We start from the raw sequence: 25,765 nt of genomic DNA, 5'->3' as shown, positions 1-25,765 counted from the left end.
CAACCGCGAACATGGATGGTTCGTCCACTGGTGCGGGCCTCGGCCCAGCCCTTAGCTTCGGCAGATCACCGCACCAAGGGACGGCTTCCCCGCGCTCCGCGCACCCAAGCGACAGCGACACGCCGTCCGGCCAGCCGCGTCACCACGCGCTCCCCCGCCCGGACGCCCCTCGGGATGTCGGTCCTTCGCTGGAGCCCCTCCTTGTCCCAGAACTCCCCCGCCACGCAGCCCCCGTCCCTCACCGAGGTCGAGCCCTACGGCGTCGAGCGGATCCCCGACGCGGACCGCTCCGCGAGCCCGCTCGACCTCTTCCGGCTCGCCTTCGGCGGGGCCAACACCTTCTCCACCTGCGTACTCGGGGCCTTCCCCATCCTCTTCGGCCTCTCCTTCTGGCAGGGGCTCGCGGCGACGCTCCTCGGGGTGATCGCGGGTGCGCTGATTTTGTGTCCGATGGCGGTCTTCGGGCCGGTCAACGGCACGAACAACGCCGTCTCCTCCTCCGCGCACCTGGGCGTGCACGGCCGGGTCGTCGGTTCGTTCCTGTCGCTGCTCACCGCGGTCGCGTTCTTCTCCATCTCGGTGTGGAGCTCGGGCGACGCCCTGGTCGGCGGTGCGCACCGGCTCTTCGGACTGAGCCGCAGCGACCTGTCGTACGTCGTCGCGTACGCGCTGTTCGCCGTTCTGGTGCTCGCGGTGTGCGTGTACGGGTTCCGTTTCATGCTGTTCGTGAACAAGGTCGCGGTGACCTCGGCGACCCTGCTGTTCCTGCTGGGCGCGGTGGCCTTCGCCGGGGACTTCGACCCCTCGTACGCGGGGATCTTCACGGCGTCGGCCGACGCGGCGACGCAGGATCTGTTCTGGCCGTCGTTCATCGGCTCCGCGCTGATCGTGCTGTCGAACCCGGTGTCCTTCGGGGCGTTCCTCGGCGACTGGTCGCGCTACATCCCGGCGAGCACTCCGCGGCGCAGGGTGATCGGCGCCGCGTTCCTGTCGCAGATCGCGACCCTGCTGCCGTTCGTTTTCGGCCTGGCGACCGCGAGCATCATCGCGGCGAAGGCACCGGATTACGTCGATCCCGCGGCCCCGAACTTCGTGGGCGGGCTGCTGGCGATCTCGCCGAGCTGGTTCTTCCTGCCGGTGTGTCTGCTCGCGCTGATCGGCGGCATGGCGACGGGCACGACCGCGCTGTACGGGACCGGGCTGGACTTCTCGTCCGTGTTCCCCCGGCTGTCCCGGGTGCAGGCGACGGTGCTGGTCGGCGTGCTGTCCATCGCGTTCATCTTCGTCGGGCGCTTCGGCTTCGACCTCGTACAGAGCATCTCGACGTTCGCCACGATGATCATCACGTGTACGACGCCGTGGATGGTCGTGATGATGCTGGGCTTCTACACCCGGCGTGGCTGGTACGACCCCGACGCGCTCCAGGTCTTCAACCGGCGCCAGCGGGGCGGCCGTTACTGGTTCGCGCACGGCTGGAACTGGCGCGGGATGACCGCCTGGTGGGTCTCCGCCGTCATCGGCGTCCTCTTCACGAACATCCCCGGCCAGTTCGTGGGCCCGCTCGGTGACCTGGCCGGCGGGGTCGACATCGGCCTGCCGATCTCCCTGGCCGTCTCCGCCGTGCTGTTCCTGTCGCTGCTTTGGTTCTTCCCCGAACCCCGGGCGGTGTACGGGCCGGAGGGCGCTCGCCTGGTCCGTACCGTCGATGTACCGGTACCACCGATCACCGGACCGGGCAGCGAGGCCGCCGAGAACCGACCGGTACTGGCCACCGAGGGCCCGTGACGACTTCTGACGGCTTCTGAGCACTTCGGAGGGCGAAATCCGGACAGCCCGCCCGGCACGGGGCCGTCGAGGAGCGGTGCCTTCGTAGACTGCCGCGCCATGGAAGAGATCTACGAGCTGGGCGCGATCACGTGTCCGTCCGGCGAGTTGGTGGTCCTCGACGGTGGCCACCTGGGCATGTGGAGCGGGGAGCGGTCGCCGGCGGAGGTGGACCCGGGGGCTTTCGGCGTCCATGATCCGGCGGTCGCCGCCGATGTGAGCGGAGCGAACGACTTCACGATCACCGGCCCCGACGCCGACACCGCGGCCCACTCCTTCGACCGGCAGCCCGGCCGCATGCTCCACGACATCCCGGCGTCCGGAGTCGCGCGGCTGCGTGAACTCTTCGACGCGCACTGCCGGGAGCACGGCTTCGACGCCCGGCTGGAGGCCTGCGAGCGGGTGCCGCACCGGGAGCGGGTCCGGCGGTGTGCGGGGCGGGGCGGCGGCTGCTTCCTGATGCACGGGGTGCCGGTCGTGGCGCTCGGCGGTCTGCCCCGCGACCGCGCCCTCCCGGTGCTGGCGTCGGGCGCCGGCATCGTGATCCCGGTGGACCCGGCCCCCGCCGCCAAGATCGTGGAACTCGGCGACATCCGGGTCGACTGGGCCCGGCTCCTCTTCGGGGACGCCGACGCGCTGAACGCCTGGCAGCACGACGAGCCCGTGGACGGGCTGGCCGACGTCGCGTTCTGGGGCGCCGCCGAGGAGGAGGCCGCCGCCGAGTTCGGGGCGCCCGCGCTCGGTGAGCCCGGCGAGGACGGGGTCAGGGGCTGGACGGGGCTGACCGTGCCGGAAGCGATGCGCCGGGCCAGTGCCCTCTTCGACTGGAAGGAGGCCGCCCCGGGGCGGCGGCTGATGGTGGACTTCCGCCCGCACTCCCACCACTGGCAGGTCATGCGCGAGGTCCGCGCCTCCGCGGTCGAGTCCGGAACCGTCGAGGTCGGCGGCGCGCGCGTGCTGTGCACCATGACCGGCCAGGGCGACGGCTGGTTCCCCGTGTCGGCGGAGCTCGGCCCGGCCGGCGAACTGGTCGCCGTACGCGTGTCGTTCCCGAGCTGAAGCCGGGCCTGAGCCCGGCCTGAGACCGGCCCGCCCGGCGATCTTCGTATCGACCTTCGCAGCGGCCGTCGCGGTGACCTTCGCGGCGACGGTGGACGGATCTTGTCCCGCTCGTCAGGATCGTCGCAGGAACGGCGTGGTGTCCGCGGAAACAGGGCACGGTCTCCAGCGCGAACGGCACGGTCTCGACGGCGAGATCAAGGGCGAGAGGCGGGACGTACGGATGACGAAGCACTGGGCGGACTTCCAGTACGAGATCTATCTGAACGGCATGACGGGCGCGGTGCCCCGGCTGCCCACCGATCTGACCCGGCTGGAGGAGCTGGCCGAGCAGCGGCTCGAACCCGGCCCGTTCGGCTATGTGGCGGGCAGCGCGGGCAACGGCAGTACGGCGCGCGCGAACCGGGCCGCGCTCGAACGGCGCCGGATCGTGCCCCGCATGCTGCGCGATGTGCACGAACGCGATCTGTCCGTCGAGGTGCTGGGCCGCCCACTGCCCGCTCCCCTCGCCCTCGCACCCGTCGGCGTGCTGTCGATCATGCACCCGGACGCCGAGTCGGCCGCCGCCCGGGCCGCCGCGGCGCAGGGGGTGCCGTACATCCTGTCGTCCGCCTCCAGCACCCCGATGGAGCAGGTCGCGGAGGTGATGGGCGACGCGGAGCGCTGGTTCCAGCTGTACTGGGCGAAGGACCGCGATGTCACGAAGAGTTTCCTGAACCGGGCGAAGGCGGCCGGATTCAGCACGCTGTTCGTCACGCTGGACACACCGCTGCTCGCCTGGCGGCCACGCGACCTGGACCAGGCGTACCTGCCGTTCCTGCACGGGATCGGCACGGCCAACTACTTCTCCGACCCGGCGTTCCAGGCGGGTCTGGCCAAGCCGGTGGAAGAGGATCCGAACGCGGCGGTCATGCACTTCGTCGGGATGTTCGCCGATCCCGCGAAGACCTGGCCCGACCTGGAGTTCCTGCGCGAGAACTGGGACGGACCCATCGTCCTCAAGGGCATCCTGCACCCGGACGACGCCCGCCGGGCCGTCACCGCCGGGATGGACGGGGTGGTCGTCTCCAACCACGGCGGCCGTCAGGTGGCCGGCTCCGTCGGCGCCGCCGACGCGCTGCCGCGGGTCGTCGAGGCCGCCGGTGACCGGCTGACCGTCCTCTTCGACGGCGGGATCCGCACGGGCGACGACATCTTCAAGGCACTCGCGCTGGGCGCCGAGGCGGTGCTCGTCGGACGTCCGTACGCGTATGGGCTCGGCCTCGACGGCCAGGCGGGAGTGGAGCACGTCATCCGCTGTCTGCTCGCCGAACTCGACCTGACCCTCGCGCTGTCGGGTCACGCGGGCCCGGCGACCGTGAGCGCCGACGACCTCGCCGAGGAGACCGCATGACCGGCGACTCCCCCGCCGCTGCCAAGAACGTCCTGGTCGTCATCTCGCCCCACGTGGGCGGCCGTTCGGGCGGCGCCGGCCTCGCCACGCTGTTCCCGAAGGAGGCCCGCGTCACGGTCGTCGAGTCGGCCGACGAGGACCCGGCCGCGCTGCGCGAGGCGCACGTCGTCCTCACCGGGCTCGCTCCCGTGACCGCCCAACACCTGGCCTCCGCGCCGGAGTTGGAGCTGGTCCAGTGCGCGAGCCACGGCTTCGACTACGTGGACCTCGATGCGGCCCGCGCCCGGAACATCCCCGTGTGCACCATCGGCTCCAGTGGCGCCGAGAAGCAGAACGTCGCCGAGCAGACCTTCGCCCTGATGCTCGCCCTCGCCAAGCAGCTGATCCCGGCGCACACCGCGCTCGTCGACGCCGACTGGGCGCTGCCGCGGCTCCAGCGGTCCATCACCGAACTGTCCGGCAAGACCCTCGGAGTGATCGGACTCGGCCACATCGGCCAGGAGGTCGCCCGCCGCGCGGTCGCCTTCGACATGACCGTCCTGTACGCCGGACCGCGATCCGTCGGCCCGGAGACAGAGGCACGGCTCGGCGGCGCCCGCCATGTCGGCCTCGACGAGCTGCTGCGCGCGTCGGACTACGTCACGCTGCACGCGCCGCTCAACGACACGACCCGGCATCTCCTGGACGCCGGGAAGCTCGCGCTGCTCAGGCCGACCGCGTTCGTCGTCAACACCTCGCGGGGCGCGCTGATCGACCAGGACGCCCTCGCGGACGCGCTGGAGTCGGGTGCCCTGGCCGGGGCGGGCATCGACGTCTTCGACCCCGAACCGCCCACACCGGCCCTACGGCTGCTCAAGGCCCCGAACGTGGTGCTCTCGCCGCACGTCGCCGGCGTCACCCGCGAGACCCTCGTACGGATCGCGCTGGCCGCCGTCCAGAACGTCACCGACTTCCTGGCGGGCGAACCACCCCGGGACGTCGTCTCCTAGCACCCGGTCGGGAGCAAGGCCGGGTCAGAGACCCAGTTTCGAGACCGTCTGCGCCAGCAGAAGAGGCACCGGTGCGACGGGCCGCGGGGCGGAGTCGTCGACGGTGACGGCGCGGCGCTCCGTGTACGGCCCGGACACGGTCGTGGTCGGCTCCGGCTCCGCGTCCTTCTCCGCGGCCGACGGCTCCACCTCGCAGGGGGACTCGACGCAGTCCGAGTCGGAGTCGGATCCCGAAACGGAGTCCGATTCGGTGGACGTCGGGTCGGCGTCCGGGCGGCCGGACGACGGCGCACCCGTTCCGGCGATCGACAGCGACTCGGGGCTGGCCGTCGTCGCGTCGGTCAGCCAGCGCTGTTCGTCCGACCTGTCGCGGATCTTCACCACGACCTCCGCGTCCGGATCGGTGGAGGAGGGGGCGACGGCCAGCCCCTCCTGCCAGCGGGGCAGCAACTCGCCCTGGACGGTGAGGTCGTAACGCACATCGTCGCCGCGCTTGGCCGACGCGGAGACACAGCGGCCGAGGACTACGACGCCGGCGTCCACGTGGGAGTCCAGGCACAGCTCGGGTTCGGCGACGCTGCGCAGGAGGCCGTCCTCCTCGTACGACCACTTCTGTGTCCTGGCCGCGGAGCACGTCTCCAGTTTGGTGCCGACACCGGCCTTGGCCCTGCCGTCCTTGATGTCGAGGCAGAGGTCCGCGGCGAGGTTGCGCAGCCGGGTCTGTCCGGGAGGCGTCGGCAGGCCCGCCGAGTTGGGCGGGGACGAGGACCTGGCGGGCGGGGTCTGCCCTCCCGCCCCGGGGACGATGCTGCTGGACGCGCCGGCGGAGGCCGAGGGATCCGCGTCGCCGTCGTCCGACGACCAGAGGCTGGCGACCAGGACGGAGGCGAGCAGGGCCACCGAGACGAGTCCCGCTCCGGTGAGGAGCGCCTTCGAGTGCCGGGAGCCCGGCGAGGAGTGGCGCCCCTGCCGGGACGGCCTGGGCGAGAGCTGGGACAGCAGACGGGGGCGGTCGCCGCTGCCCGGGCGTTTGCCGCTGTTGCGGCCCGGACGGGCACCCGAGTGACCGCGGCTCGGCCGCGACTCCAGATAGCGGCGGGCGCCCCAGCCGAGCATCGACTCGGCGAGCAGACCGCCCAACCCGCCCTCGAAATGACTGAGTTGCTCGGCCGCGTAACGGCAGAAGCGGCACTCCAGGAGATGCTGCTGCACATCGGGGAGCAGCGCGCCCCCGCGGCGAATCGGAACGTCCAGGAGACGGTTGTAGTAGCGGCAGTCTTTGTTCGGCGCGAGTTCACGGTGGGCCCGAACACAGCCCTCACGGAATTTCTCCCGGGCCTGCTCCAGAGCTGCCGACGCGGTGTCGGCATCCATACCCAGCAGACCGGCCGGTACGGATATGGGCTCGGCCTCGACCTCGGTGTGCCACAGCACGCACTGGGCGAGTCCCGGGAGGGACTGGAAAGAACGCTCGGCGAGCTTGCGATTTTCCGGCGTCATGGACTTCGTCGCGCGCATACCGCGACCCCCGGCGGGTTTCCGGAGATCCGGCAGCACCGCGGATATCCGGTCCTCCGCGGACCATGCCTTGATGATGTCCCGCACGGCCACCAGGAGCTGGGGGCGCAGGGCCACGGCGGACCCGGCGCGCCGCAGGCGTTCCAGCACCTGCTGGAAGGCGGCGGCGGTGACCATGGAGGCGACGTTCGCCGAGGAAGCGAGGCAGATGACCGCGTAGTCGTGCGTCGGCTGCCAGTGTCGCGCGAGCAGCAGCGCCACGGAGTGGGTGAGCTCGCCCTCCGGCTGCGCTCTGAGGAGGGCGGCGAGGCTCTCGTCGGATTCCCCGGGAGCGGTACCGGAGCCCGGCGGATACGGGGGACGAGGCGGGTGGGGGGTGTGCACTGAGCGGTTTCCTTCCAAGGCACAAGGTGTCACACAGAAGTTGTGACCGCCGAAAAGGGGCTCCTGGTTGGTGCATACCTTTTTGGCTTGACGCACGGAAAGCGGCCGGGATCTCGACCACTCGACGTCCGCCGGCCGCGAGCCTTTTGGGCCCCACGGCACGATGAAATCCCGAGCAGCGAATCAGACCTGACCATTGGACATGTACGAGGAAGTTCACCCTTGCACAAAACTCTCACACCCAACAAGGCACTTGAGCTACTTCAGCAACATCCGCGGCATTGAAGGAAAGTCAGTCACACCTGGGGCAACTCGCCTCGGCCGTACCGCATTTCGAAATGGCAATCGTTGCCATGCGCCCCGTGTGAAGCGCGCGCCCGCGCCGGTGCCTCTCGCACGCTCCCCGCGCGCGACTTGGCGTAGTCCACTGGTAACGGCCCTTCTCGGGGGCCCCGCACGGGACGGCGGCTCTCCCGCGCGAAACGGCCGCCGACCCCGATCCTCCCGCCCTCGGTCGGCGGCCCCGAGGGCGGGTCGTCACGTCCGGGGCGACTCGAACCTGTCGCGGCGTGGGTCAGATCTGCCAGGACCGCAGTCGGTCGGCCGCCGCGAAGACGTCCACCTTGCCGGAGATCAGGTCGCGGGCGAGGTCCACGAGTGCCCCGTACGGCGGATCGATGCCGACGCCGCTCACGAACATGTACGAGACCGCCGTCGCGCAGGCGAACCGGGCGTTGGCGGACGGCAGCGGCTTCAGCAGGGCGAGGGTGTGCAGCAGCGCGGCGGCGCGCCAGGCCGGGTCCGAGTCCACCCCGAGCCGGGGCGGGTCCACTCTGTGCCGGGCCACGGCTGCCACGAGCACCGAGAAGTCGTTGACGGTCGGCTGGTCGGGCAGCACCTCTTCATGGCGCTGGAGCAGCCAGGGCACGTCGATATGAATGACGGGTGCCATGAGTCAGGCGGCCCGCCCCTCGCCCTTGGTGGGTGGTTCGTCGTCGGGGAAGGCCGCGGCGAACTCGTCCGCGTGCGCGGCGAAGAACCGGCGGAAGACGTCCGCGCCTTCCTGCAGCGCTCGGTGCCGCACGATGTCGGCCGCGGCCGCCTCACGAACCAGGGCCTTCATCGACGTACCGCGCTCCTTGGCGATCTGCCGCAGATCCTCGAGCTCGCGCTCGCTGAATTCCACGTTGAGAGCAGGCATGCCCTCACGGTACCGCGCGGGTACTTACTCGTAAATACATGCAGGTCAAGTGCCATGTCCAACGGTACCGGGGGGATACGACCGCCACGAACCCGAAGCGGCCCGCCTGAGACCTGCGTCACATTCCAGCCGCCGTCTGTCACATTCCGGACCCCCGCGGCCCTCGCATGGGTGAGCGCGCAACGGGAGGCACACGCATGTCCGAGAGTCCGGCACCGGAGACCGACGAGGCACTGAGCACGGCGACCCGGCTGTTCATCGACCACCGCGAGCTGTTGTTCGCGATCGTCTACAACATGCTCGGCGGCGTCGCGGACACCGAGGACGTACTCCAGGACACCTGGCTGTCCTGGTCCGGCAGCCGGGACCGGGCGCCGGACCAGGAGATAGGCAACCCTCGCGCGTATCTCGTACGCATAGCGGTGAACCACGCGCTGAAACGACGGGCCGTGATCAGCCGCCGACGCGAGACGTACGTCGGTCCCTGGCTGCCCGAGCCGCTGGTGGCCGAGTCCGCCGGGACCGAGCCGGCGTCCGCGGACGCCGCCGACCGTGTGCTGCGCGGTGAGTCCGTGTCGATGGCGATGCTCGTCGTCCTGGAGTCGCTGTCCCCGCTGGAGCGGGCGGTGTTCGTCCTGGGCGAGGTGTTCGGCTACGCCCACGCCGAGATCGCCGAGGTCATCGACCGCAATCCCGCGGCCGTCCGCCAGCTCGCGCACCGCGCCCGCCGGCACGTGCACGCCCGCCGTCCGCTGTACGAGGCACATCCGCGGGTGCGAAGAGAGGCGACCGAGCGGTTCGTCGAGGCCGCTCTCGGCGGAGACATCGGCGCCCTGATGGAGATCCTCGCGCCGGACGTGACGATGTGGACCGACGGCGGCGGCAAACGGCGTCCGGCGGGGCTGCGGCCGATACACGGGCGGGACAAGGCGATCCGCCTCATCGCCTCCTACGCCTCACGGGGCGGCGTGCCGGCGCTGGACATCCGATACCGGCGCGTCAACGGCGACGACGCCGCGGTGCTGTTCGCGGGCGACTCCCCGTACGCGGTGATGGTCATGGACCTCACCCCGGAGGGCGACCGGGTGTCCGGCCTCTACATCGTCTCCAACCCCGAAAAACTCACGCACGTGCACCTGGCCGAGAAGAACGAGAAGGACGAGAAGGACGACGAGAAGGAGGGGGCCGCGTGACCACGACCGAACGGCAGGCGGGGAAGGAGTCCTCCGGTCAGCGCGTCGCCGACTGGTTCGACGGCCGCCTCGGCACCCACAGCCTCGGCAAGAAATACCTGCGCAAGGTCTTCCCGGACCACTGGTCGTTCCTGCTCGGGGAGATCTGCCTCTACAGCTTCGTCATCCTGATCCTGACCGGCGTCTATCTGACGCTGTTCTTCCACCCGTCGATGAACGAGGTGACCTACCACGGCAGTTACATCCCGCTGAACGGCGTCCGGATGTCCGAGGCGTACGCGTCCACGCTGGACATCAGCTTCGACGTGCGGGGCGGTCTGCTGATCCGGCAGATCCACCACTGGGCGGCGCTGATCTTCATCGCCGGGATGCTCATGCACATGATGCGGCACTTCTTCACGGGCTCGTTCCGCAGGCCCCGTGAGGTCAACTGGCTGTTCGGCTGGACCCTGTTGTTCCTCGGACTCTTCGAGGGTCTCTTCGGCTACTCTCTGCCGGACGATCTGCTGTCCGGCACCGGAATGCGGTTCGTGGACGGCGCGATCCTGTCCGTGCCGATCGTCGGAACGTATCTGTCGTTCTTCCTCTTCGGCGGCGAGTTCCCCGGGCACGACATCATCGGGCGCTTCTACTCGCTGCACATTCTGGTGATTCCCGGGATCATGGCGGCTCTGGTGGTCGCGCATCTGATCCTGGTCGTCTACCACAAGCACACCCAGTTCCCCGGCCCCGGAAAGACCGAACGGAACGTCGTGGGCGCGCCGTTCATGCCCGTCTACATGGCGAAGGCGGGCGGCTTCTTCTTCCTGGTGTTCGGGGTGATCGCGCTCATCTCGGCGGTCGCGTCGATCAACCCGGTCTGGTCGTACGGTCCTTACCGCGCCGACCAGGTGTCCACGGGGGCTCAGCCGGACTGGTATCTGGGCTTCGCGGAGGGCCTGGTACGCATCATGCCCGGCTGGGAGATCAATATCGCCGGGCACACGCTGGTCCTCGGCGTGCTGATCCCGATCGTCGTCTTCCCGCTCCTGCTCATCTTCATCGGCGTCTATCCGTTCCTGGAATCCTGGATCACCGGTGACAAGCGTGAGCACCATCTCCTGGACCGTCCGCGCAACCGGCCGATCCGTACGTCCATAGGCACGGCGTGGATCAGCATCTACCTCATCCTGCTCGCGGGCGGCGGCAACGACATCGTGGCCACCCGCTTCCATCTGTCGATCAACACGGTCACCTGGGCCGTCCGGATCGCGCTCTTCGTCGTCCCGGTCATCGTCTTCGTCGCGACCCGGCGCATCTGTCTGGGCCTCCAACTCCGGGACCGGGAGCTGGTGTTGCACGGCCGGGAGACCGGCGTGATCAAACGGCTCCCGCACGGCGAGTACGTCGAACTGCACCGGCCCCTCTCCCCCGCCGAACTGCACACCCTCACCCAGCACGAGCAGCCCCGGCCGCTCGAACTCGGCCCGGCGGAGGACGAGAACGGTGTGCCGAGCCCGAACCGCCGGATGCCGATGCTGCGCCTGCGGGCCCGGCTCTCGCGCGCGCTGTACGGCGAAGGCACCCAGGTGGCGAAGCCGACGGCAGAGGAGTACCGGGAGGCCCACGGGCCAAACGAACACCCGGCCGCCGAGCGCCCGATCGCTGAGAACCCGTCCTCTGAGCAGCAGGCCGCTGAGCACCAGGCCGTCGAACAGCCGCCGGAGGAAAGGCAGATGAGGGAGCATCAGGTGAGTGGGCGTCAGGTCAGCGAGGCGGGACCTCCAGACGGCTGATCCGCAGGCCGCCCCGGACCTCGCCCGGGTGGCGGCTCCTCATGGTGAGCCGGAGCCGGCTGCCGCGTACCGCGTCGAAGGTGATCACCGTCGGCGCGTCGGACGCGGTGGCCCAGTCGACGTCGGCTCCCTTCACGGGCCGGTAGCGGCGCCCGTCCCAAGCCGCGACCTCCACCGAGGCGGGCAGGGAGTGCGTGGCGTCGGCCGTGAAGGAGACCTCGATCCGGTCGAAGGTGCGGGCACGGCCCCACTCGACGGACACCCAGTCCTCCTCGCGGGCTCCGTCGAAGGCTGGTAGCAGAGCCGTGGCGGCCTTGAGGAACGCGTTGGACCAGCCGGTGGCGGGGTCGCCGTCGAGCATCGCGGCGGGCAGGGTGTCGGGGCGGCCCGAGTAACTGGCGTCCGCCAGAGGGTAGTTGGGGGCTCCCGGTCCGGGGTCGGGGGCGAAGTCGGCCGCCGGGGTGAGGACTTTCGGGCGCGCGGTCGTGGCGCGGACGGTCATGGTCGCCGTCCGCAGGCCCGCCGAGCGTGCCCGAAGCGTGAGCCTTCCGTCCTCGGTGCCGGCGCGGACGATCGCCAGGGCCTTGCCGTGGAAGGCCGTTCGGGTGCTCGCCTGGTAGCGCTCGGCGCTCTCCTCGCGCCCGTTGTCGACCCCGGCCAGCGATCCGCCGTCGACGTCGAAGGCGATGGAGTGGTCGGCACTGGGCACCACCACGCCATGGGCGTCGACCACCTCGGCGGTCACGAAGCAGAGCGAACGACCGTCGGCTGCAAGGGACTTGCGGTCGGAGGTGAGGCGCAGCGCGTGCGGTGTCCCGGCGGTGCGCAGGACGTCGGTGGCCACGGTCCTGCCGTCCCGCCGGGCCACCGCCTTCAGCTCGCCCGGGGCGAACGGGACCTTCCAGGTGAGGTGAAGCTTGCCCGCGCTGCCGTTCGGGCTCGTGTAACTCCCGGGCCAGGGACCGCCGGTGACGGTCTTGTCGTCGCCCGTGGCCTCGGTGGTCTCCAGGTACGTACGCCCGTCGGCGGTCTTCTTCTCGTCGAACTTCCTTGTGCCGAGGGACTTTCCGTCGAGGAAGAGCTCGACGGTGTCGACGTTGGAGTACGCCCAGACGTCGACCACCTCCCCCGGGCGGTGATCGGTCCAGTTCATCGGGAGCAGATGGACCATGGGCTTCTCGGTCCACTGGCTCTTGAAGAGGTAGTACATGTCCTTCGGGAAGCCGGCCGTGTCGACCGCGCCGAAGAAGGACGCCTTGACCGGGAACACGTCGTACGGCGTCGGCTCGCCGAGGTAGTCGATCCCCGACCACAGGAACTCGCCCGTGAACCACTTCCGGTCCCGGTCCTTCTTCAGCCCGTACTCGCCGCTCATCGTCCAGGAGGCGAGGTTGTTGTCGTACGAGGAGGTCGCGCGCCGGCCGGGGGTGTGGTTCTCGCCCGTGTTGAGGCGCTCCGGCTCCTGGTACTCACCGCGTGTGGAGGTCTCGGACGAGGACTCCGACTCGAAGAGGAAGAGGCGCGGATAGCGGGCGTGCAGGGCGTCGACCGAGGCGGCGGTGTTGTAGTTGAGGCCGAGTCCGTCGATCCTGGCGAGCATCAGATCGGCCGCCGAGCCGACGGCGGGCAGGCTCCGGTACTTGTCGGAGCCGATCACGATCGGCCGGGTCGGGTCGAGTCGGCGCACGTCGTCGATGAGCCGGTCGGCCATGGCCAGGCCGGCGGTCGAGGTCGAGTCGGGAATCTCGTTGCCGATGGACCACATGATGACGGCGGGCGAGTTGCGGGCGGCCAGGACCATCTCGGCGATGTCGGCGTCGCTGTGCGCGTCGAAGAAGCGCCCGTAGTCGTACCGGTTCTTGCCGCGCCGCCAGCAGTCGAAGGCCTCCACCATCATCACGATGCCGAGCCGCTCACAGGCCGCGATCACCTCGGGGGCGGGCGGGTTGTGGGAGGTGCGCAGGGCGTTGACCCCCATGCTCCGCATGATCTTCAACTGGCGTTCCACGGCGTCCGCGTTGACGGCCGCGCCGAGGGCGCCCAGGTCGTGGTGGAGGTTGACGCCCCGGAGCTTGAGGTAACGGCCGTTCAGGGTCAGGCCGTTGTCGGCGTCCATGGTGAAGTGCCGGATGCCGAAGGGGGTTTCGTAGGTGTCGACGGTGCGGCCGTCGACTCGGACTTCGGTCTTCAGGGTGTAGAGCGCCGGTGTGTCGATGTCCCACATCCGTGGGCGTCGGACGGTGAGGTCGTGTGTGACGGTCGCGGGGTCGGCGTCGACCGTCACGGTGGACGTCCCGCGCGCCACCGTACGGCCGTCCGGGTCGACGACCGCCGTTCTCACCTCCGCCCGTCTCGCCTCGCCCGACGCGTTCACGACGCTTGTCCGCGCCCGTACGAGCGCGCGGTCCTTCCCGGTCTCCGGTGTCGTCACCTGGGTGCCCCACCGCTGGACGTGCACCGGGTCGGTGACGACGAGGCGGGCCTCGCGGTGGATCCCGCTGCCCGAGTACCAGCGGCTGCTGGGAAGCCGGTTGCGGACCTCGACCGCGACGACGTTCGCGGTGGTGCCGTCCGTGTGCAGCAGATCGGTGAGATCGAGGGCGAACCCCGTGTAGCCGTACGGGTGTTGGCCGACGAGCTGCCCGTTGCAGTACACGGACGAGTCCATGTACACGCCGTCGAACTCGACGGAGACCCGCTTGTCCGCGTACGCCTTCGGGAGGGTGAAGGCGATGCGGTACCAGCCGAGGCCGCCGGGAAAGAATCCGGTGCCGCTGGTCGTGCCGTGGTCCGTCGTGGGGCTGAGCTCGTTGCTCCAGTCGTGCGGTACGGCGATCCGCCGCCACTCCGAGTCGTCATAGTCGGGCTCGGCGGCCCGGGCGTAGGCGCCGGTGGGGTCGGTGAGGCCGGCCGGATCGACGAGCGCGAAGCGCCAGCCGTCGCGGAGCGGGACGGTCCGTCCTCCGGTGGCGGGCCGGGCCCGTAGAGCGGTTTCCTCGGCGGTCCATGCGTCGGAGGGGCTCGCGAGGACCACGGGAGCCGCTGTGCCTGCGATCAGTACGGACCTGCGAGTCACCGTCACGGTGTTTCCCTTTCGTAAGGGCTCACATTTGCTCACAACTGCTCGCGAACAAACAGATTCTGACAGTGCGACATGTGCGACCGTCAAGACTCCGGTAAGCGCTTCCCGTCCCGGGTGTCACATCGGCCTGAATCCCACGGTGGCGGAGGGGCCCGTCAGAGGGCAGGTGCGCGGGCCGTTGTGCCATGTGCGGAAGACCCCGACGCACTAGGCTGGAACAGAAGTGACGCGCTTGTTAACTGTGAGTGTGCGCAATGGAGTGGCGGCGATGAGGAGCCCCGACGAAGCCTCGGACGACAGCCCGGGGTACCCGTTCGACGAGACCGCCACCGCGCGGGCCGTCATCGACCGCGACGGCATCCTCGTCGAGTGGAACGAGGGCGCCCGGCGACTGCTCGGTCATGCCCCGGCCGAGGTCGTGGGCCGGCCCGCCGCGAACCTGCTGGCCACGGACGACGGAGCCCTGCTCCCCCCGTCGGCCGACCGCCGCTGGAACGACACACTCGCACTGCGCCACCGGGACGGCCGGACCCTGGACGTATGGCTGCTCGCGCACCGGCGCAGACCCGAACTCGGCGACCGCAGCGACTGGCTCGTCGTCACCCCGCTGGAGAACGGCGAGCCGCGGACGGAGGCCGATTCCCTCTCCGCCATGTTCCTTGAGCAGTCACCCTGTGCCACCGCCCTCTTCGACGAGAGGCTGCGGCTTCGGCGGGTCAACGCGGTGATGGCCGAGTCGATAGGCCTCCCGGAGGAACGTATCCGCGGGCTGCGCATCCCCGAGATCGGCGGCAGACCGCAGAACGACGAGCTCGAGGCGTCCATGCTCCAGGTCCTCCTGACCGGGCAGCACCAGGACGTACAGACCCTGGGCACCGGCAACGCGGACGGCGCGCTGGCCTGGCTGGCGCGGATGGCGCCGCTGACCGACACCGAGGGCCGGGTGGTCGGCGTCTGTCTGTCCGCCCACGACTTCACCGACCAGTACCTCGCCCGCGAGCGCCTCCAGATCGTGAACGAGGCGAGCATCCGCATCGGCTCCACCCTCGACGTCACCCGTACGGCCCAGGAGCTGGCCGATGTCTGCGTGCCCGCGCTCGCCGACTTCGTCAGCATCGACCTCGTGGACCCGCCGGAACACGGCAGCGAGCCGTACACCGGGCCGATCTCCGCTCCCGTGAGCCTGCGCCGCGCCGCCCACCGGTCGGTGCACCCCGGCAATCCGGAGGCCGTGGTCAAGCTGGGCCAGATCGACGTCTACCCTGCCTCCTCGCCGCAGGCCGACTCCCTGGTGGCCGGCCGGCCCATCGTGGCCACGGATCCCATGAGCACACTGGCGGACTGGCTCGCCTGGGATCCGGCGCGCGGCGAGCGCGTCAGGGAACTCGGCATCCACACGACGATGTCCGTTCCCATCCAGGCCCGCGGTGCGACGCTGGGCGTCGCCGTCTTCACCCGGTTCCAGCGCCCCGACCCGTTCACCGCCGACGACGTCCTGCTCGCCGAGGAGGTCACGGCCAGGGCGGCCGTCTGTATCGACAACGCCCGGCGTTTCTCCCGCGAGCGCGAGACCGCCATCGCCCTGCAGCGCAGTCTGCTGCCCCGGACACTCCCCCGGACGGCCGCCGTCGAGGCGGCCTCGCGCTATCTGCCCGCCGCCCGGGCCGGGGTCGGCGGCGACTGGTTCGACGTGATCCCGCTGTCGGGGATGCGCGTCGCCATGGTCGTCGGAGACGTCGTCGGCCACGGCGTCCAGGCCTCCGCCACGATGGGGCGGCTACGGACCGCCGTGCGCACGCTCGCCGATATCGACCTGGCACCGGACGAGTTGCTGACCCACCTCGACGACCTGGTCGTCCGGCTCTCCTCGGAGGCCGGCGAGGGAACCACCGGCGAGGTGGGGGCCACCTGTCTGTACGCCGTGTACGACCCGGTCACCCGCGTCTGCACACTCGCCCGGGCGGGCCACCCGCCACCGCTGATGCTCCGGCCCGGCGGCTCGCCCGAGGAGATCGACGTACCGCCGGGGCCTCCGCTGGGCCTGGGCGGGCTGCCGTTCGAGCCGGTCGAACTCCGGCTGCCCGAGGGCACCGTGCTCGCCCTCTACACCGACGGCCTCATCGAGAGCCGCGACCGCGACCCGGACGAGAGCCGAGCGGTGCTGTGCCGGGCACTGGCCCGGACCGCGGGCTCCCTCGACGAGACCTGCCACGACATCCTCCAGTCGCTGCTCCCGCCGACCGGCGCCTCCGACGACGTGGCCCTGCTGCTCGCCCGGACGAAGGGTCTGCCCACCTCGCAAGTGGCGACCTGGGACATCCCCGCCGATCCGGCCCTCGTCGCCCCGATCCGCAAACAGGTCGTCCAGCAGCTGGAGACCTGGGACCTGAGCGAGGCGGGCTTCACCACCGAACTGGTCGTGAGCGAACTCGTCACCAACGCCATCCGGTACGGCGAGCGTCCGATCCGGCTACGGCTGATCCACGACGCCACCACGCTGATCGTGGAGGTGTCGGACTCCAGCCACACCGCGCCGCATCTGCGCCGCGCCAAGATCTTCGACGAGGGCGGCCGCGGTCTGCTCCTGGTCGCCCAGCTCACCGAGCGCTGGGGCAGCCGCCACACCCCCGAGGGCAAGACGATCTGGGCGGAGCTGACGCTCGTCGAGGAGTGATACGCCGGAAGCCTCAAGGGGCCTGACGGACCGCCGGCTCACCGGCCGCCGCCGTAGCCTCCGCCTCCGTAACCGCCCCCGCCGTACCCGTATCCGCCGCCGTAGCCGCCTCCTCCATAGCCGCCGCCGTAACCGCCTCCGTAACCGCTGCCTCCGCCATAGCCACCGCCGGACCCGCCGTCGTACCAGCAGTAGTAGCCGTAACACACCCAGCTCGGAGCGGGGGCGGGCGTCGGGGGCGGAGGCGGTGGGGGCGTCTGGGAAGGCGCGGGCTTCGGTGGCGGGGGCGGCGTGCGGGTGGGCGCCGGGCCCGGATCGCGCGTCGGCTTCGCCGTGTCGCTGTTCGTGTACGACGTGATCCACTCCATCTGGAGTGAGTCCACCGAGGTGTCGATCTCCCAGCGCTGGGCCTTGCCCTCGCTACGGGTCTTGAGGACCAGGCCCGTCTCCTCGTCCCCCGAGACCGGCGCCAGCGCGAGCTTCGGGCGCCCCAGGGGAACCAGGTTTCCCTCAAGGGTGAGGTCGTAGCGGACGGACACCTCGTCCTTTTCGCCGTCGCACGGACCCAGCCTGACGGAAGAAGGAAGCCGGGAGTCGAGGCACAGGTCCTTGTCGGCCAGGCTGCGCAGCAGACCGTCACTCTCGTAAGCCCACTGCTGCCGCTCCGAGGAGCTGCAGGTGGCGACGGTGGCCTCCACGCCCGCGGTGGCCTTGCCGTCGGCGATCCCGACACAGTCGCCGCTCCCGACGTTGCGGAGCCGCCCGCTCAGGGTGCCGGTCTCCGTGCCGCCGGTGCCGACCCTGGTCGGCCTGGAGTCCGGCTCCTGCGACGCCGTTCCGGCATCCGAGGAGGAGGGCTGCCCCGTGCTGTCCCCGCCGGACCACAGGGCCAGTGGCACGAGTACACAGCCGCTCACGGCCAGGATGGCCAGGGCGAGGTTGCGTCGGCGCGGGGAGCGCCTGCCGGGCTCGCCCGGGCGGGCGTCCGCATGCGGGGGAAGCCGTACGGCGTGGCGCGGACCCGCGCTGTGGAGGCCGGCGCCCGCACGACGACCGGTATCCCGGTGGGAGCCCGCCCCCGAGGCGTTGGCCGTACTCGCGTGGCCGCTCACATTCGGGTGGGACCCGGTTCCCGGACCGGGATCGGCGCTAGGACCATCGGCTGGGTGGGCGCCGGCTCCCGCGTGAGGGGCGAGGTCCGGGCGGGGCCCGGGGCCCGGGGCATCGAAAGCCTGCCGGGGACTGGGTCCCCAGACGGAATCGGTGTCCGAGTAGAGATCGGCGTCAGAGCGGTGTTGCGGGGGATGTCCGGTGCCCGGCTGAGGGACGAAACCCGGAGCGGTCCCGGGCCCTGTTCCTGCGCCTGTGCTTGCGCCTGCGCCATTGCCGGTGCCCGGCTGTGGTCCCGGAGCCGCCGGGTAGGAGCCCATGCCCGGATGCGCGTCCATGCCCGGAGCCACCGACACCACGGGACCCGCCTGCGTCTCCTGCGCCCGGACCCGGCGTCCCGGCCTGGAGTGGAGATACGGCTGGGCCCCCCAGCCGAGCACCCCCTCGGCCAGGAGGCCGGCGAGACGGCCGCCCGACTGGTCCAACTGGCCGGCCGTGGACTGGCAGTGCGGGCAGTCGGCCATGTGCTCCTGCAGATCGGGGCAGATCCTGCCGCCGGGCCGGAGCGAGACGTCGAGCAGCCGGCTGTAGCGGCGGCACTCCTCGTCGGGGGCGAGTTCTCGATGGTTCTCCAGGCAGTTCTGGCGCAGCAGTTCCCGCGCCCGGTCCAGCGCGACGGAGGCGTCCTCGACGGAGATGCCGAGCAGACGGGCCGGTACCGCGAGATCCTCGGCCTCCACCTCCGCATGCCACAGAACGCAGCGGGCGGACTCCGGCAGCCGGTGGAACGCGCGGGACACGAGCCGCCTGTTCTCCGGCGGAAGGAGCCGGTCCGCCGCCCGTTCCTTGTCGTTCGGGTCGGACCGCAACTCGGGACGGAGCAGCTCCCGGCGTTTGTCCGCGTCCCATTCGCCCGCTATTCGGCGCACCGCCACCAGCAGTTGCGGTCGCCACGCAGACTTCGGTCCGGTGCGCCGAACCGACTCCCCGAAGAGGCGGGTGAATGCGGCGGTGGTGAGCATTCCGGCGTACTGCGCACCGTTCGTGCACAGTCTGGCGTACGAGAAGACCGGCACCCAGTGCCGGGAGAGCAGTTCCCCCGAGGGATACTGGGCGGGTGTCTTGCCCGAGCCCCTCTTCAGGTCTGCCGTGAGCCGTTCGTCCGTCGCATCGAACAGGCTTCCGGCTATAGGGGAATTCGACGGGGTCGCGTCGCTCACGTGCACTTCCTCCAAAGCCCCCGCAGAAATAGTCCATACCAAGGGGTACGGAATCTTTCCTGCACGCTGACGGGTGCACCTTTGCACAACGAACCGCTCCGGAACAAGAGAACGCTCCCAATCCTCCATTTCCAGCAACGTCTTTGGCAGAGACAAAGCGTCAACAGAAGCCCGAAGCAATGCGATTCGGAATGGCACACTCTCAAGTTACCCGAAGTAAGTACCGATTTGGCATCGGCGAAGAAGCAGGTCGCCACCGGTAATTCGTTGGAATATGCAACCCAGGATCGCAGGGAAGGAGCTTGACGGCGGGGTCTTCGACAGACCCCCGTTCGCCTCCGCAACAGTCCGTCTGATTCGATTCAACGAAACCGACAATCACTCCCGAAGGACAAACCCTGAGTTCCACACTCGCCACAGCCCTTTCCGCCGTTCTCCTCGTGGCGGTACTGGCCTGTGCCGTTATCCGCCCCTTCGGCCTGCCTGAGGCCACCGTGGCGGTCCCGGCCGCAGGCGTGGTGATCGCGGCCGGCGCGATCACGCTCGACCACGCACGCGCCGAGGTCGAGCTGCTCGGGCCCGTCGTGGGCTTCCTGGCCGCGGTGCTCGTGCTCGCCAAGCTCTGCGACGACGAGGGGCTCTTCCAGGCGTGCGGCGCCTGGCTGGCCCGTACGTCAAAAGGGCGCCCGCAACGACTGCTGGCCGCCAACTTCCTTCTCGCCTCGGTGATCACGGCCGTGCTGAGCCTGGACGCCACGGTCGTCCTGCTCACTCCGGTGGTGTTCGCGACCGTGGCCCGGCTCGGCGCCCGCCCGAAGCCCCACGTGTACGCCACCGCCCATCTGTCGAACACGGCCTCGCTGCTGCTGCCCGTCTCCAACCTCACCAATCTGCTGGCGTTCACTGCCAGCGGTCTGAGCTTCACCCGGTTCGCCGTGCTGATGGGGCCCGCGTGGGCCGTCGCGATCGCCGCCGAGTATCTGGTCTTCCGGCGCTTCTTCGCCGACGACCTCAAGGTCCACGCCCCGGAGCCGGCCACCGTCGAGCCCGTCGAGCTGCCCGTGTTCGCCCTGGTCACGGTCGGCTGCACGCTCGCGGGCTTCGCCGTGGCGTCCGCGCTCGGCATCGAACCGGCCTGGGCGGCGCTGGCCGGAGCGCTGGTCCTGGCCGTCCGGGCACTGGTCCGCGGGCACACCACTCCGCTCGCCGTCGTGCGCGCCACCTCACCGGCCTTCCTCGCCTTCGTCCTGGCGCTCGGGATCGTGGTGCGTGCCGTGGTCGACAACGGCCTCGCGGACGTGCTCGGCCACCTGGTCCCCGATTCGTCGAGCCTGCTCGCCCTGCTCGGCATCGCGGCCCTCGCCGCCGTCCTGGCGAACCTCATCAACAACCTGCCCGCCGTCCTGGTACTGCTGCCCCTGGCAGCCGTGGCGGGTCCAGGACCGGTCCTCGCCGTACTGCTCGGGGTGAACATCGGCCCCAACCTCACCTACGCCGGGTCGCTGGCCACGCTGCTGTGGCGGCGCATCGTGCATCAGCACGAACACGAGGTCGGTCTCGGCGAGTTCACGCGGCTCGGTCTGATCACCGTGCCCGCCACCCTGATCCCGGCCGTGGTGGCCCTCTGGCTCTCACTGCGGGTGTTCGGAGCCTGAGGGCGCACGCCCCGGCCCGCCTCGGGCTCACACCCCCGGCCCGCCTCGACCGGGTCCGCCGTCGCGTCCCCGCCAGGTCGTGCGCGGAGCATTGACGCTGTGACATGACCATGCAATGCTCCGTTTTGGGAGCGCTCCCACCCGTCCTGTCGTCCCCGTGAGACGGCATCCGTGGACCCAGTCCAGGCACCGGGAGGCGCTCCATGCTCACGTTCCCGCACGTGCACCGCCGCCCCACAAGACGCCGTACGAGAAAACGCACGACGGCCGCCCTGCTGACGGCGGCCCTGCTCTCCGGCGGCATGGCCCTCGCCCCCGGCGCGACCGGCCTGTCGTCCGCCGGATCACCGTCGGCCGCACCGCCGACCGCCGCGGACCCGGCCGCCACCGCGACGACGCCCGTGCGGGTCAACCAGGCTGGCTACCTGCCGGACGGCCCCAAGCGGGCCACGGTGGTCACCGCGGCCACCCAGCCGCTGGCCTGGCAGTTGCGCAAGGCGTCGGGCGCCGTGGCCGCCTCCGGCCGGACCGTCGTGCACGGCGCGGACACGGCCTCGGGCGAGGCGACCCACACCGCGGACTTCTCCGCGTACCGCAAGGCGGGCTCGGGGTTCGTCCTGGTCGTGGACGGGCAGAACAGCGCGCCCTTCGACATCCGCGCGGACCTCTACGACAACCTGCGCTCGGACGCGATGGCGTTCTTCTACCACCAGCGCAGCGGCACGCCGATCGAGGCCTCGCTGGTGGGTCCCGCCTACGCGCGCCCGGCCGCGCACCTCGGAGTCGCACCGAACCAGGGCGACACGAACGTGCCCTGTCAGGCCGGGGTGTGCGACTACACCCAGGACGTGCGGGGCGGCTGGTACGACGCGGGCGACCACGGCAAGTACGTCGTCAACGGCGGGATCTCCGCCTGGACGCTCGTCGACTCCTTCGCGCGGGCCAAGCGGGCGGGCAACGCGTCCGCGCTCGGCGACTCGACCCTGCGGATACCCGAGCGCGGCAACCGCGTCCCGGACGTGCTGGACGAGGCCCGCTGGGAGCTCGACTTCCTGATGCGGATGCAGGTGCCGGAGGGCAAGCCGTACGCCGGTATGGCCTTCCACAAGATCCACGACGCGGCCTGGACGGGCATCCCGACCCGCCCCGAACTCGACTCCCAGCCCCGCGAGTTGCACCGCCCGTCCACCGCGGCCACGCTCAACCTCGCTGCCACGGCGGCCCAGTGCGCACGGGTCTTCAAGCCGTACGACTCCACGTACGCGAAGCGGTGTCTGAGCGTGGCCCGTACGGCGTGGGCCGCGGCGAAGGCCAACCCGGCGATCTACGCCCCGGAATCGGACAGCACGGGCGGCGGCCCCTACAACGACACCCAGGTCACGGACGACTTCTACTGGGCGGCGACCGAGCTGTACGCGGCGACCGGGGAGCGTGCCTACCGGGACGCGGTCACGTCCTCGCCCTGGCACACCTCGTCGAGCGCGCTCACGCCGACCGGCTTCAACTGGGCCGACACCGCGGCGCTCGGCCGGCTGACCCTGGCGACCGTGCCGAACGGGCTGCCCGCCTCCGACATCAGGCGTGTACGCGCGTCGGTGACGGCCGCGGCCGACGGACATCTCGCCATGATGGCGGGGCAGGGCTATGCGGTGCCGATCCCCGCGAACGGGTACGTGTGGGGCTCCAACAGCCAGGTCACCAACAACGCGATCGTGATGGCCACGGCCTACGCGCTCACCGGTCAACAGCGTTACCGCGACGGGGTGTTGGAGTCGATGGACTACCTGCTGGGCCGCAACACCCTCGACCTCTCCTATGTCACCGGCTACGGCGAAACGTACGCCCGAAACCAGCACCACCGGTTCTGGGCGAACCAGTACGACGCCTCGCTGCCGAACCCGCCGGCGGGCTCCCTCGCGGGCGGTCCCAACAGCGGTCTGCAGGATCCGGTGGCGCAGGAGCACCTGGCGGGCTGCTCCCCCGCGGCCTGCTACATCGACGACATCGGCTCGTACTCCACCAACGAGGTGACGGTCAACTGGAACGCCCCGCTGGCCTGGCTGGCGGCCTTCGCCGCCGAGCGCTGCCCGCCGCGCGACTAGGCCGCGACGGTCGTCAGCGTCGGAGCCCGGCCCGGTACGCGCCGGGCGGGGCTCCGTAGCGCTGTCGGAAGACGCGGTTGAAGTGGAACGGGCTGCTGAAGCCGGAGGCGACGGCGACCCGTTCCACCGGCAGGTCGGTGGCTTCCAGCAGTCGCGCGGCGTGCAGCAGCCGGGCGGCCAGCAGTGCCCGCATCGGGGACCGGCCGAGCTGCTGGGTGAAGAGGTGCGCGAAGCGGGAGGGCGAGAGCGAGACCCCCGCGGCCAAGGATTCCACGGTGTGCGGGGCGCCCGGGTCGGCCGCGATGAGTGCCTCGGCCTGCCGGATCCGTGCGTCGAGGCCGGACCGGTCGGGTTCCCCGCGTGCCGTGGCGGTGGCGAGCAGGACGACGGATTCCAGGGAGCAGTGGGTGAGCTCGCGGGCGGCGGTTCCGTGGGCCACGGCGACCCGGACGTCCTCGGGCTCCCCGTCGAGCTCTTCCTCCGGCCTTTCCTCGGGCGGGGCCCCCGCCCCGGTCCACCGGGCGTCCGCGAGCATCCGCCGGAACGCCGAATCCAGTCGTCCCCGCACCCCGTCCGGGACCGGTGTGACGGCGTACAGCCGGTCCCCGAGCGTGTACGGGCGCAGCCACTCCGTCCAGGTCGGCCGTGCCTGGCAGTGCACCCACCAGAACGCCCAGTGCCTCGCGCCCGGTGCGACCGTGTAGTGGTGGGGCAGGTCCGGGCCGAGGACGACGAGGTCTCCCGGGGCCGCCCGCGTCTCCGCGGCGCCCTGGGCGAGCCGGCCCTCGCCGCCGGTGGTCCAGATGATGAGCCAGCTGTCGGCGCCGCCCGGCCGGCTGACGCTGTAGCCGGGGTGCTGGTCGAAGCGGCCGACCGTCACCAGGCCGGGCGGCGGGGACGGGGCAGCAGGCTCGGGCAACTGGACAGCACGCACAGACATCCTCCCGGAAGGCGCTTCTGCCTAGCGTGAGGCATGCAGGACACCGACGCGAAGGGACGGTCGCATGACAGTCACGGACAGGGGCGCGACGACGGAGGCGGGCGAGGGCACGACAACGGACGCGGGAGGGGGCGCGGGCGGGGACGTCGTGCGGCGCTTCGAGGAGGACGGCTTCACCGTGGCACGCGGGCTGTTCGCCCCGGCCGAGATCGACGCGCTGTGCGCCGAGTTCGCCGCACTGCACGCCGACGGTCCGGTCCCCGGTCACTTCGAACCCCGCGCGACCGGGACGACGGGCCCGGCGGACCCGCTGCACGCCTACCCCCGGGTCATGAACCCGCACCGCATCAACGACCTGGCGCTGCGCCACCTCCTCGAGCCCCGGCTGCGGGTCATCCTCGAACTGCTGCTGGGCGAAGAGGTGTTGGCCGCGCAGAGCATGTTCTACTTCAAGCCGCCGGGCGCCCGTGGCCAGGCCCTGCACCAGGACAACTTCTATCTGCGGGTGGAGCCGGGCACCTGTGTGGCCGCCTGGGTCGCCTGCGATCTGATCGACCGGGAGAACGGCGGCCTCGAAGTGGTCCCGGGCACCCACCGCATGGACGTGTTCTGCCCCGAAGAGGCCGACGAGGGGCTGTCGTTCGCCCGCGAGTACGTCCCGCCGCCGCCCGGACTGGCCCCCGTTCCGGTCGACATGGAGCCGGGTGACGTGCTGTTCTTCAACGGCAGCCTGGTGCACGGCTCCCAGCCCAACCACAGCACCGACCGCTTCCGCCGCTCGTACATCGGCCACTACGTCGGCCGCTCCGCCGAGCGCATCGGCCGCCACTACCCCACCCTGACGATGAGCGGGGCCCCGGTCCCCCTGCGGGAGAGCGAGGGCGCGGGCCCGTGCGGCACGGAGTTCGAACCGGCGGGCCCCCACTGAAGCCCCCACCAGGCGCGCGCTTCAGGAGCGCAGCAACTCCGCCGCGCCCAGGTCGAGTACGCCGTCGTGCCAGGTCAGTCCGCGCAGATCCCGTACGACGACGGGGGCGTCGGTGTCCAGGCCGCGCGGCCCGACGCCGATGACGTACGCCCCGGCCGCGGCCCCCGCCGTGGCACCGGCCGCGCTGTCCTCGAAGACGACCGTGCGTGCCGGGTCCGTGCCCAGTTTCCCGGCAGCCGCGAGGTAGCCGTCGGGAGCGGGTTTGCCATGGCTGACGTCGTCCGCGGTGATGAGCACGGGCGGCAGGGGCAGGCCCGCGGCGGCGATCCGGGCCCGGGCGAGCGCGTTCACTCCGGAGGTCACCACGGCCCAGCTGCCCTGCGGCAGGCTCGTCAGCAGGTCGAGGGCGCCGGGCAGCGCGGTCGTGGTGGCCGCCGCCTCGATCTCCAGGCGGTCGATCTCGGCGAGGGCGGCGGGCCGTTCCCCGGGGTCGGGCACGAGCAGTGCGACGGTGTCGGCTGAGCGTCGGCCGTGCACCATCGCGGTGACCCGGTCGGCGGCCAGACCGCGGGCACGGGCCCACTGGCTCCATGCCTGGTCGACGCCCAGGTCGGAGTCGACCAGCACGCCGTCGTTGTCGAACAGAAGGCCCTCGCAGGGGATGTTCACTGAAATGCACCTCACAGGGGCGGGTTTCCCGGGCACGTCGGCCGACCGG

General features: G+C 70.9%; 17 protein-coding genes. 10 read left to right on the top strand and 7 right to left on the bottom strand.

Annotated features, from left to right (window positions below; all coding sequences use genetic code 11):
* The first annotated feature begins 174 nt into the window (after positions 1-174).
* From ACN20J_RS44035 to ACN20J_RS44020, 4 genes are all read left to right on the top strand, one after another.
* The gene (locus ACN20J_RS44035; protein WP_419668192.1) at positions 175-1,785 is read left to right on the top strand and encodes a purine-cytosine permease family protein; all 1,611 of its coding nucleotides are present in this window, start codon (positions 175-177) and stop codon (positions 1,783-1,785) included.
* 99 nt (positions 1,786-1,884) lie between these two features.
* Positions 1,885-2,883, top strand: coding sequence for a hypothetical protein (locus tag ACN20J_RS44030; RefSeq protein ID WP_189844137.1), 999 nt, complete (start codon positions 1,885-1,887; stop codon positions 2,881-2,883).
* A 223-nt stretch (positions 2,884-3,106) separates the two neighbouring features.
* Positions 3,107-4,276, top strand: coding sequence for a lactate 2-monooxygenase (locus tag ACN20J_RS44025; RefSeq protein WP_190232102.1), 1,170 nt, complete (start codon positions 3,107-3,109; stop codon positions 4,274-4,276).
* Positions 4,273-5,265 (top strand): 2-hydroxyacid dehydrogenase, encoded by a 993-nt coding sequence (locus ACN20J_RS44020; RefSeq protein WP_419668191.1) that lies wholly within the window; start codon positions 4,273-4,275, stop codon positions 5,263-5,265. The genes ACN20J_RS44025 and ACN20J_RS44020 overlap by 4 nt, the downstream gene beginning before the upstream one ends.
* Before the next feature lie 24 nt (positions 5,266-5,289).
* On the opposite strand, the gene ACN20J_RS44015 is transcribed toward ACN20J_RS44020, so the two are convergent.
* From ACN20J_RS44015 to ACN20J_RS44005, 3 genes are all read right to left on the bottom strand, one after another.
* Positions 5,290-7,167 (bottom strand): RICIN domain-containing protein, encoded by a 1,878-nt coding sequence (locus ACN20J_RS44015; RefSeq protein ID WP_419668190.1) that lies wholly within the window; start codon positions 7,165-7,167, stop codon positions 5,290-5,292.
* A 574-nt stretch (positions 7,168-7,741) separates the two neighbouring features.
* Positions 7,742-8,119 carry a hypothetical protein gene (locus ACN20J_RS44010; RefSeq protein ID WP_055617647.1) on the bottom strand — a complete coding sequence of 126 codons (378 nt, stop codon included), beginning with the start codon at positions 8,117-8,119 and terminating at the stop codon, positions 7,742-7,744.
* Between the two features lie 3 nt (positions 8,120-8,122).
* A complete protein-coding gene (locus ACN20J_RS44005) occupies positions 8,123-8,368 on the bottom strand; it encodes a hypothetical protein (RefSeq protein ID WP_055617648.1) in 246 nt (81 codons plus the stop codon).
* Positions 8,369-8,565: 197 nt separating this feature from the next.
* On the opposite strand from ACN20J_RS44005, the gene sigJ reads away from it, so the two are divergent.
* Together sigJ and ACN20J_RS43995 are read left to right on the top strand one after the other, a co-directional pair.
* Complete coding sequence (gene sigJ / locus ACN20J_RS44000) at positions 8,566-9,561, top strand: RNA polymerase sigma factor SigJ (RefSeq protein WP_419668189.1); 996 nt, start codon at positions 8,566-8,568, stop codon at positions 9,559-9,561.
* Positions 9,558-11,336, top strand: coding sequence for a cytochrome b (locus ACN20J_RS43995; protein ID WP_419668188.1), 1,779 nt, complete (start codon positions 9,558-9,560; stop codon positions 11,334-11,336). The genes sigJ and ACN20J_RS43995 overlap by 4 nt, the downstream gene beginning before the upstream one ends.
* Here the strand turns inward: ACN20J_RS43995 and ACN20J_RS43990 are convergent.
* Positions 11,308-14,418 (bottom strand): glycoside hydrolase family 2 TIM barrel-domain containing protein, encoded by a 3,111-nt coding sequence (locus tag ACN20J_RS43990; protein ID WP_419668187.1) that lies wholly within the window; start codon positions 14,416-14,418, stop codon positions 11,308-11,310. The genes ACN20J_RS43995 and ACN20J_RS43990 overlap by 29 nt on opposite strands.
* Positions 14,419-14,686: 268 nt before the next feature.
* Here ACN20J_RS43990 and ACN20J_RS43985 point away from each other — a divergent pair, with 268 nt between their 5' ends.
* Complete coding sequence (locus ACN20J_RS43985; protein ID WP_419668186.1) at positions 14,687-17,092, top strand: SpoIIE family protein phosphatase; 2,406 nt, start codon at positions 14,687-14,689, stop codon at positions 17,090-17,092.
* A 38-nt stretch (positions 17,093-17,130) separates the two neighbouring features.
* On the opposite strand, the gene ACN20J_RS43980 is transcribed toward ACN20J_RS43985, so the two are convergent.
* Positions 17,131-19,422: a ricin-type beta-trefoil lectin domain protein gene (locus tag ACN20J_RS43980; RefSeq protein WP_419668185.1), complete on the bottom strand. Its 2,292-nt coding sequence runs from the start codon at positions 19,420-19,422 to the stop codon at positions 17,131-17,133.
* A gap of 398 nt (positions 19,423-19,820) precedes the next feature.
* On the opposite strand from ACN20J_RS43980, the gene ACN20J_RS43975 reads away from it, so the two are divergent.
* Positions 19,821-21,077: an SLC13 family permease gene (locus ACN20J_RS43975; RefSeq protein ID WP_189844253.1), complete on the top strand. Its 1,257-nt coding sequence runs from the start codon at positions 19,821-19,823 to the stop codon at positions 21,075-21,077.
* Between the two features lie 203 nt (positions 21,078-21,280).
* Positions 21,281-23,179, top strand: coding sequence for a glycoside hydrolase family 9 protein (locus tag ACN20J_RS43970; RefSeq protein WP_419668184.1), 1,899 nt, complete (start codon positions 21,281-21,283; stop codon positions 23,177-23,179).
* 13 nt (positions 23,180-23,192) lie between these two features.
* Here ACN20J_RS43970 and ACN20J_RS43965 read toward each other — a convergent pair whose 3' ends face one another.
* A complete protein-coding gene (locus tag ACN20J_RS43965) occupies positions 23,193-24,119 on the bottom strand; it encodes a helix-turn-helix domain-containing protein (RefSeq protein ID WP_419668183.1) in 927 nt (308 codons plus the stop codon).
* Positions 24,120-24,183: 64 nt separating this feature from the next.
* On the opposite strand from ACN20J_RS43965, the gene ACN20J_RS43960 reads away from it, so the two are divergent.
* Entirely contained in the window at positions 24,184-25,047 is an 864-nt protein-coding gene (locus ACN20J_RS43960) for a phytanoyl-CoA dioxygenase family protein (protein ID WP_419668182.1), read from the top strand.
* 21 nt (positions 25,048-25,068) lie between these two features.
* Here ACN20J_RS43960 and ACN20J_RS43955 read toward each other — a convergent pair whose 3' ends face one another.
* Positions 25,069-25,716: an HAD-IA family hydrolase gene (locus ACN20J_RS43955; protein ID WP_361067945.1), complete on the bottom strand. Its 648-nt coding sequence runs from the start codon at positions 25,714-25,716 to the stop codon at positions 25,069-25,071.
* Positions 25,717-25,765: the final 49 nt, after the last annotated feature.

The organism is Streptomyces sp. 2-1 (genome assembly GCF_048564895.1).
GTDB classification, from domain to species: Bacteria; Actinomycetota; Actinomycetes; order Streptomycetales; family Streptomycetaceae; genus Streptomyces; species Streptomyces phaeochromogenes.
This window is presented reverse-complemented; position numbering and strand designations above follow the sequence as displayed.

Coding starts and splice junctions, on each gene's coding strand:
- ACN20J_RS43960 (WP_419668182.1), top strand. CDS start 24,184: ATGACAGTCACGGACAGGGGCGCGACGACGGAGGCGGGCGAGGGCACG.
- ACN20J_RS43985 (WP_419668186.1), top strand. CDS start 14,687: ATGAGGAGCCCCGACGAAGCCTCGGACGACAGCCCGGGGTACCCGTTC.
- sigJ (WP_419668189.1), top strand. CDS start 8,566: ATGTCCGAGAGTCCGGCACCGGAGACCGACGAGGCACTGAGCACGGCG.
- ACN20J_RS44030 (WP_189844137.1), top strand. CDS start 1,885: ATGGAAGAGATCTACGAGCTGGGCGCGATCACGTGTCCGTCCGGCGAG.
- ACN20J_RS43970 (WP_419668184.1), top strand. CDS start 21,281: ATGCTCACGTTCCCGCACGTGCACCGCCGCCCCACAAGACGCCGTACG.
- ACN20J_RS44025 (WP_190232102.1), top strand. CDS start 3,107: ATGACGAAGCACTGGGCGGACTTCCAGTACGAGATCTATCTGAACGGC.
- ACN20J_RS44020 (WP_419668191.1), top strand. CDS start 4,273: ATGACCGGCGACTCCCCCGCCGCTGCCAAGAACGTCCTGGTCGTCATC.
- ACN20J_RS43965 (WP_419668183.1), bottom strand. CDS start 24,119: ATGTCTGTGCGTGCTGTCCAGTTGCCCGAGCCTGCTGCCCCGTCCCCG.
- ACN20J_RS44005 (WP_055617648.1), bottom strand. CDS start 8,368: ATGCCTGCTCTCAACGTGGAATTCAGCGAGCGCGAGCTCGAGGATCTG.
- ACN20J_RS44010 (WP_055617647.1), bottom strand. CDS start 8,119: ATGGCACCCGTCATTCATATCGACGTGCCCTGGCTGCTCCAGCGCCAT.
- ACN20J_RS44035 (WP_419668192.1), top strand. CDS start 175: ATGTCGGTCCTTCGCTGGAGCCCCTCCTTGTCCCAGAACTCCCCCGCC.